This is a genomic window from Vibrio sp. 1069 (genome assembly GCF_033340555.1).
On the sequence record NZ_JAWOWP010000039.1, the window covers coordinates 1 to 7,308 of the forward strand.

Sequence of the window (7,308 nt, forward strand, 5' to 3'; positions counted from 1 at the left end):
CGTTAGGTTAGCCAGTTAACAATCTGTTTAAGAGTGATTCGCAACGCGTGGCATTTTTGCTATGCGTTGCGTTTTTGTGTTTAAGGTGGTTTGCGGCGGCTTCGGCATTGCGTTGCTCACACCTTAACAGGGCGTTAGTAGGTCAAGATGAACAAACAAAAACTAAAGTATCTAATTCAGCAAGTTCCAGAATTGATCGAAACAGCTGAGAAGTGCCAAGAAGTAGGGCCGCCAAACTTCTATATTGCAGGCGGTGCTATTACCCAAATCATCTGGAATAGTATCGACAGGAAACCGCTTCTTGCTCAAGTTAAAGACTTTGATGTTGTCTACTTCGATAGATCTAACCTTGTAACTGAAGACGAGTTCAAAAATCGCATTGGCTCGCGGTTGAGTCATAGTGTTGACGTTGACGTTAAAAACCAAGCATTAATACATGAGCGCTATTCTAAGAAGTTTGGTTGTTCCATTCAGGCATATGAGCGAGTTGAACAAGGTATTGAGTCTTGGCTTTCTGCCTTTGCTATTGGTTTCACTATAGGTAGTGCAGGAAACATTAAATTGTTCACCCCCTATGGCTTAGATGATGCATTTAATATGTTGATCAAACCTAACAAAAAGGCACTGACAGAAACTAACTACAACAAAATGACCGATGGCTATAAGGCTAGGTGGCAGAAAGTACAGGTGCTCCCTTGGAGTTGACCTACTAACAAACTGTTTAAGAGTGATTCGCAACGCGTGGCATTTTTACTATGCGTTGGTTTAGGTGATTAAGGTGGTGTGCAGCGGCATCGGTATTGCGTTGCTCACACCTTAACAGGGCGTTATGTTCTTGGAGGAAATGGTGGGCTATCAAAGGGATAGGGTAACTTTCAGCGTTTTCCATAAACTTGCTTTAACTATTTACAAATGCTTAAAATTTAAGGTTTTAGGCGAAACAGAAAAGCTAGAGTGGCAGCAAATTTTAGTAGCCGATTGTTTGCGTGTTATAGGTTTTTGTAGTTTGGCTTATTGGCTAGCTTCCAAAGTCCAAATGTCGACATCTAGCGATAAGCACAAGTTTTGGTCTACTCATATTTCGGGTATTGCGTTGCAATACGCAGGTGATATGGGTGGTGCTGAGAGAGCATACTTACAAAGCCAAGATTACGGTTGTGTGCTTTCTTTGAGTTTCAGTTTACAACACTTGGGTAAATTAAACGTGGAGCTTGGTAACTATGAACTCGCTGAAAAGCAGTTTATTGAGGCTTTGGCTATTCGAACGAAACTGAAGCGTACAGACTTAATAGATTCGACCAACCGAGCAATACAAGGGTTACAAAAGCTACGAACATAACAAACAGTTCAAGAGGGATTCAGCACGCGTGGCATTTTGGGTATGCGTTGGTTTCGGTGTTGAAGTGCTATGCGGCAACATCGGTATTGCGTGCTTCACCCCTTAACTGGGCGTTAGCCGTCATGGAGGAAAATTGGAAGTTCAAGTTATCGCAGCCCTAATAGGGATCGCTGGAGTCACATTAAGTGCAGTCTTTAGCGGTTTCGGGTATTACGCCAAAGTGCGAGCTGAAAGCTACGAACGACGCGTCAGGTATTGTTCTACTTATTAGAGTTTCGTGCACACGTGTTAGCGTCAGCTATGTCGCCCTCAGAATTGTATGACCAATACCTCAACGAGTGTCGGAAATACTTTGATAAAAAGAGAATTGCAGGTGTAGTTATTCCGCAACAGAATCAGGAATTGATGCTGGGGTATTTTTCACAACTTATTGAGCAGATTACTCCAGAGTTATCGCAAGAATTTATTTCTGGCTATTCAAATACGATTAACGAGCTTGCTAAAGACAAACCTATTCTTGCTTTCCAACTCCGAGGTAAAGACGTTGCAACTAAAATGGTAATGCTCCAGAAGTCGTATTTAGAACAACTGCGAAGTACGGACTTGTTCACAACCGATCAAAGCATCAGTACTTTCCTCCAAAAGCAAGTAACAGAAGCTCACGATAATGGGCTAAGGGAGGTTTTAGCTTTGTTAGACGAGGAGCTAACGGTTGTATCTCGGGCTTGTGGAGTAGTCCACTACATAAAAGTTAGAAAAATAGTTAAAAGTAAGGTTAAACCAACAACCAACCTTGAAGACATCGGTATCGAAGAAATGTTCGACAGTTTGTTATTAGCATTTTCTCACCACATAAACTCAGAGCAAGAGTGCGTGGAAAATGACGGCTAACAAACTGTTTAAGAGTGATTCGCAACGCGTGGCATTTTTACTATGCGTTGGTTTTAGTGTTTAAGGTAGTATGCGGGAGCTTCGGTATTGCGTTGCTCACACCTTAACAGGGCGTTAGCTGTTTGAGGAAAAAATGAGAAAATTCGATAAGCCGCTATTCTGGCTGTATATAAAAACAAGAGACTCATTGTTGTCATCTTTTAAGGGCTTTCTGGGAATGCTTTTAGTGTTGATCGGAGCAGCAGTAGTTTTAGGTAATGAATCCCCTGAGAATGTCTGGATTTCGGTGGGAGTCATTTTACTAGTATCTAGTCTTCCAGTCTCAATGGGCCTGATGATGATAAAGCTCAAATTTAAGAGTTTTGCTGGATCAATACCTACAGCAGAACTAGCATATTTTTTACAGCACGATGAAGATGCAAAGTTAGATAAAGCTGTGAGAGGCTTATTTTCGTTATGCCTATCTTTTATGATTTACCTTTGGTTTACGATGGTAGCTATCGCAGTACTCGGTATGTTGGGAGCAAAGCTCGTGTTGTAAAACACAGCTAACAAACTGTTTAAGAGGGATTCGCAACGCATGGCATTTTCACTATGCGTTGGTTTTAGTGATTAAGGTGGTTTGCTGCTGCTTCGGTAATGCGTTGCTCACTACTTAACGCGGCGTTATAACTCAGGAGGAAGAGTGGAAAATTTCCCGATAGAAAAGCTCAAATTTACAAGTGCAAAGATTTCTGGCGTCGATGGTGACGTTTCACTTGAGATAGGAATAGAGCCGTTTGAACTTAGTCTAGACGACTATTCTGAGAAAATAGAAACTGTAATTAGCCTAAACGGTATAAATTTACCTACAGAGCTTAATGAACTTGCTGGTAGAACATTTACTTTCCCTGTAAACCCAGATGACGGGTATATTGATGGGTCAGTTTACTTCTTTGCTGCTCATAGTCCTGTTGATATAACTGAAATTAAATTTGGCGAATCGACAAATGGAAAGTTACCTATGACACTTGAATCATCATGGGTACTGGAATTTGAGCTAACAGGGTTTAAAAACTTACATACAACAATCCACACGTATCTGAAGTTATAACAAACTGTTTAAGAGTGATTCGCAACGCGTGGCATTTTTACTATGCGTTGATTTTAGTGGTTAAGGTGGTATGCGGCAGCTCCGGTATTGCGTTGCTCACACCTTAACAGGGCGTTAGGTATTCAGGATGAAATCAAATATTACAGTGAAATCTGCATGTTTAGATTGCAGGAAAGTGTTTAAAAAGCACAAGTACGATCAATCAAAAACTGGTGAATGGACAGAGGTAAAATACGAAGTCGTTTGTCCCCAGTGTAACGGTAAAACCTTCGAAACAGGTTCTGCGTTTAAAGCGCCTAAGATAAGTGATATAAAAGCTTGGGAAAAACTACGGCCATTATTTGAAAGTGGTTATAAGTTTAATCCAAATTTTGGTAATCCATTTACACAAGCTGGAGCGGTCGCGAACCACAAGCCAGTAGCAGTATCAAAGAAACCTGCGAGAAAGCGGGCTAAGAATACCTAACAAAGCGTTTAAGACAGATTCCCAACGCATGGCATTTTTCATTCCATCGTTGGGTTTTGTGTTTAAGGTGGTATGGTTAAGTTTAGTGGTGGCGTTGCTCACTACTTAACGCGGCGTTAGTACGGGTTTGACATCAAAGGTCATAAGTTTTGATGTTTATCTGTTTTGGCGCTCGCCTTTACACCTTTCAGTTTGTACCTTCCACGTTCTTTCCGGTGGCACTATATGCGGAGTGCTTGCTTTTATTTCACCGTTTACGGCTTCTAACTCTTAGTCTATTTCTTTGGCGCTTCTTCATTTTCGTGGTGGCTTTTGAGAGAACCTTGATTACTTTTGGTGTGGCTGTTGAAGTACGAGGACCGAATCCTTTTCTAATTTGAATCCAGTAAAAGTAGGGGAGTTCAGTACGTTTTTCTTCTAGCCAACTCACGTCTCTTAACCGAGTTTAAGTTTTGTAGTTGCCCGTCTCACTTCAGTGTTCAAAGTCTTTCATATCATACCAATTTTCAATATCTTGGAGTGCACAAATAGAAGTGGCGCATGTACTAACAAATTGCTTAAGAGTGATTCGTAACGCGTGGCATTTTTACTTTGCGGTGGCTTATGGTGATTAAGGCGCTGTGCGGTAGCTTTTGTATTGCGTTACTCACACCTTAGCAAGGCGTTAGCTATTTATAGGAATTGTCACTTTTTAATCTTTATCCACTATAGGAGTTGTTGTGATAGATAAAACTGAGCTAGTTGATTGTTACAAGAGTGTTTTATTAACGCTAATTGATAGCAGAATTGATGAATTAAAATTTTACGTAAGCCAGAAGGCTTTTTCCCATATGACTATATCTGTAGCCTTTTGGCACTATGACATGCATTGGAATATATGGAATAAGGATGGGCTGGATTTTGTCCAACACAATCAAGTCTCACATGGTGAGTTTATTATTCTCTCTGATTTTGAAAGAGGTAATAAGAATGTATCTAAACTTCGAGATATCATGGAAAGTTGGGAGGAGGAGGAGCTTTCAGGCGATGAAGATGAAGATATTAAACTACTGATTAGGATTGCGCACGAATCACTTGCTTTGGCGATAGAAAGTGATGAAATTAAGCCATTGTTTCTAGACATCTTAAAAGAAAACCCTTCTTTTGAAGAAGCCTCTTTCAATTCTATGGTTCGTATAGAAGATGAAGAAGGTGTGTTTGACGTTAACTTTCTTGATTTCTTGAAAAAATAGCTAACAAACTGTTTAAGAGTGATTCGCAACGCGTGGCATTTTTACTATGCGTTGGTTTAGGTGTTTAAGGTGGTATGCGGCGGCATCGGTATTGCGTTGCTCACACCTTAACAGGGCGTTATACGATTAAGGAGTAAAATGAAGCCTGATTTACACGGAAGTAGGGTTGTATTGAGGTCAATTCAAATGGAAGATTCTGATGACTTGTTTGAAATTTATGGTGATGTTCAAACAATGGAATTTGCCTCAGATCCGGTTTTTCCATCGAAAGATTTGATATTTCAGATGCTAGAAAGCGTCGTCCAATTAGAAAAGTCGGGTGAATCGCTGGAATGGGCAGTTTTAGAGCAATCGACCAACAAAGTTATTGGAACTTGCGGTTTACATAGTTTTAGTGATTGTGGTCGTTCATGTGAGGTTGGATGCTTACTTAATTCAGCATATTGGCGACAAGGCTATATGTTGGAAGCTCTCAGTTTATTATTTTCTCACGCAAAATCTGTGGGCATTGAAAAATTGTATGCAGACATTGATGAAGGTAACTTTCGGTCTAAAGCTCTGTTTGAAAAATTAGGTTTCAAAGTCCAAAAAGGTCTGTTTCAGCGCTCGTTGTGAGAAATCGTATAACAAATTGTTCAAGAGTGATTCGGCACGCGTGGCATTTTTACTATGCGTTGGTTTTAGTGATTAAGGTGGTATGCGGCAGCTTCGGTATTGCGTGCCTCACACCTTAACAAGGCGTTATGAGGCATATGGATATTCAACTAATACAAGTAGAAAGTGATGAGTTCGAAAGTCTGTTTACTGTTGTTAAACAAGGACTTTATTCGCATGTTGATGCCGTCTTTGGGTGGTGTGATGAGTTTCAGGTCAATCGTTTAAAAAACGATTATGAGCCGCTTTGGTTTCACTGGGTTTACCTCAATAACACGCAAGTTGGCATGCTATGCTTCAAGCCTTACGACAATGCACTTCATGTACATTTACTCATTGTGTTTCCTGAATTTCAAAATCAGAAACTGGGTGAAAGGGTCATGAACATGATTCACAAAATGGCGCGTGAGCAAGGGCGTAGTTACGTAACCTTATCAAGTTTTACTAGAAACGAGCCTGCGGTAAGGTTTTACAAATCCCTTGGCTATCAGGTGGCTGAAAGCGATGAAAACTTCCTTTCTTTGTCGCTTCAAGTTGCCTCATAACAAACAATTCAAGAGCGATTCGCAACGCATGGCATTTTTAGTTCAAATCAACTTTAGTGTTTACGGTGCAATCGGTTAAGTTAAGTGGTGGCGTTGCTCACGCCTTAATTGGGCGTTATAACGCTTAAGGAGAAACAGTGGAAATTGTTAAGGCATATAAGGAGAAAGTTTCTTCTCTTACCAACGAAGAAGCTGCTTATCTAATTGGTTTCATTTCATTTTTAGCTATGCCATTGATTAACTATTTTGCTCCATTTCCAAGCTATTGGGTCTTCCTTGGTTTTGTTTTGTCGGGAGCAATAATATGGCTCAATGGGATAGCTAAGCAGGCTAGTTCATTGCTTTTTGTAAAAGCCTTTTGGGGTGTAGTCATTATTGCAGGCACTGCACTCAATTTAGGGCTAGCATCGACAAATGTAAATTCAATCCTCGAAGTTCCTAGCAGTCCTTTTGCTTATACTATTACCGTTGCGTCCGTACTGCTTATCCCAATCACACTCTCAATTATCGGGTTATTTTTGGCATTACCACTAGTGCCAATAGCAATGTTTAGTTCAGTATCACAATTAGATGACTTTGCTCCTAAAAAACTTTTAACTCTGAGCTTTCTTAAAAATTTTGGGCGGAAGTCACCAGTTTTGCTCTTTGGACGTATAGTTGCTTGTATATGCTTATTGTCAACTTGCATTGCGTTCAACAAAGACACTTCATGGTACTTGGATGTTGTTGATGAAAAGATTAAATGGTTTGCATATCACCTCGAAACAGAGGAGTTTAGTTACTGTAAGCTTGGTGAAAATGAAAGAGTTGCTTATTTACCGAATGGAAAAGTAGTTATCGCAAGTAAGTCATTAGATTCATACAATTTTCGTGTTAGTTTGTGCGAATCAGCGTTATAACAAAGCATTCAAGAGGGATTCACAACGCTTGGCAGTTTTGGTTTGAATTGGCTTTAGTGTTTACGGTGCAATGGTTTAGGTCGGGTGGCTTGCGTTGTTCACCCCTTAATGCGGCGTTAACTGGCACTTTGTAGCCATCTGTCTCATCCCATTCTTTTTATTCAAGTATTCTTGATGTGAATCATGGCG

At 40.3% G+C, this 7,308-nt stretch carries 10 protein-coding genes; all 10 read left to right on the forward strand.

Annotated elements, in window-relative coordinates:
• Nucleotides 1-147: 147 nt before the first annotated feature.
• The 10 genes from R7040_RS24050 to R7040_RS24105 all read left to right on the forward strand — a co-directional run bounded on the left by R7040_RS24050 (nucleotide 148) and on the right by R7040_RS24105 (nucleotide 7,119).
• Nucleotides 148-705 carry a nucleotidyltransferase family protein gene (locus R7040_RS24050; RefSeq protein ID WP_064354104.1) on the forward strand — a complete coding sequence of 186 codons (558 nt, stop codon included), beginning with the start codon at nucleotides 148-150 and terminating at the stop codon, nucleotides 703-705.
• A gap of 124 nt (nucleotides 706-829) precedes the next feature.
• The gene (locus R7040_RS24055; protein ID WP_017822011.1) at nucleotides 830-1,339 is read left to right on the forward strand and encodes a hypothetical protein; all 510 of its coding nucleotides are present in this window, start codon (nucleotides 830-832) and stop codon (nucleotides 1,337-1,339) included.
• Between the two features lie 285 nt (nucleotides 1,340-1,624).
• Nucleotides 1,625-2,230 (forward strand): hypothetical protein, encoded by a 606-nt coding sequence (locus R7040_RS24065; protein ID WP_318097231.1) that lies wholly within the window; start codon nucleotides 1,625-1,627, stop codon nucleotides 2,228-2,230.
• A gap of 133 nt (nucleotides 2,231-2,363) precedes the next feature.
• On the forward strand, nucleotides 2,364-2,771 hold the full coding sequence (locus tag R7040_RS24070) for a hypothetical protein (RefSeq protein WP_025526819.1): 408 nt from the start codon (nucleotides 2,364-2,366) through the stop codon (nucleotides 2,769-2,771).
• Nucleotides 2,772-2,915: 144 nt separating this feature from the next.
• Nucleotides 2,916-3,323, forward strand: a complete 408-nt coding sequence (locus R7040_RS24075; protein WP_021485184.1) for a hypothetical protein — start codon at nucleotides 2,916-2,918, stop codon at nucleotides 3,321-3,323.
• Nucleotides 3,324-3,450: 127 nt separating this feature from the next.
• Entirely contained in the window at nucleotides 3,451-3,789 is a 339-nt protein-coding gene (locus tag R7040_RS24085; protein WP_318097232.1) for a hypothetical protein, read from the forward strand.
• Between the two features lie 719 nt (nucleotides 3,790-4,508).
• Nucleotides 4,509-5,021 (forward strand): hypothetical protein, encoded by a 513-nt coding sequence (locus R7040_RS24090; protein WP_122067406.1) that lies wholly within the window; start codon nucleotides 4,509-4,511, stop codon nucleotides 5,019-5,021.
• 138 nt (nucleotides 5,022-5,159) lie between these two features.
• The gene (locus tag R7040_RS24095) at nucleotides 5,160-5,636 is read left to right on the forward strand and encodes a GNAT family N-acetyltransferase (protein ID WP_064354101.1); all 477 of its coding nucleotides are present in this window, start codon (nucleotides 5,160-5,162) and stop codon (nucleotides 5,634-5,636) included.
• 128 nt (nucleotides 5,637-5,764) lie between these two features.
• On the forward strand, nucleotides 5,765-6,220 hold the full coding sequence (locus R7040_RS24100; RefSeq protein ID WP_062730532.1) for a GNAT family N-acetyltransferase: 456 nt from the start codon (nucleotides 5,765-5,767) through the stop codon (nucleotides 6,218-6,220).
• 137 nt (nucleotides 6,221-6,357) lie between these two features.
• Entirely contained in the window at nucleotides 6,358-7,119 is a 762-nt protein-coding gene (locus tag R7040_RS24105) for a hypothetical protein (RefSeq protein WP_050907847.1), read from the forward strand.
• Nucleotides 7,120-7,308 lie beyond the last annotated feature (189 nt).

Bases quoted from the DNA above. Each gene is read 5' to 3' on its own strand.
- R7040_RS24050 (WP_064354104.1), top strand. From the start codon at position 148: ATGAACAAACAAAAACTAAAGTATCTAATTCAGCAAGTTCCAGAATTG.
- R7040_RS24055 (WP_017822011.1), top strand. From the start codon at position 830: ATGTTCTTGGAGGAAATGGTGGGCTATCAAAGGGATAGGGTAACTTTC.
- R7040_RS24070 (WP_025526819.1), top strand. From the start codon at position 2,364: ATGAGAAAATTCGATAAGCCGCTATTCTGGCTGTATATAAAAACAAGA.
- R7040_RS24085 (WP_318097232.1), top strand. From the start codon at position 3,451: ATGAAATCAAATATTACAGTGAAATCTGCATGTTTAGATTGCAGGAAA.
- R7040_RS24095 (WP_064354101.1), top strand. From the start codon at position 5,160: ATGAAGCCTGATTTACACGGAAGTAGGGTTGTATTGAGGTCAATTCAA.
- R7040_RS24100 (WP_062730532.1), top strand. From the start codon at position 5,765: ATGAGGCATATGGATATTCAACTAATACAAGTAGAAAGTGATGAGTTC.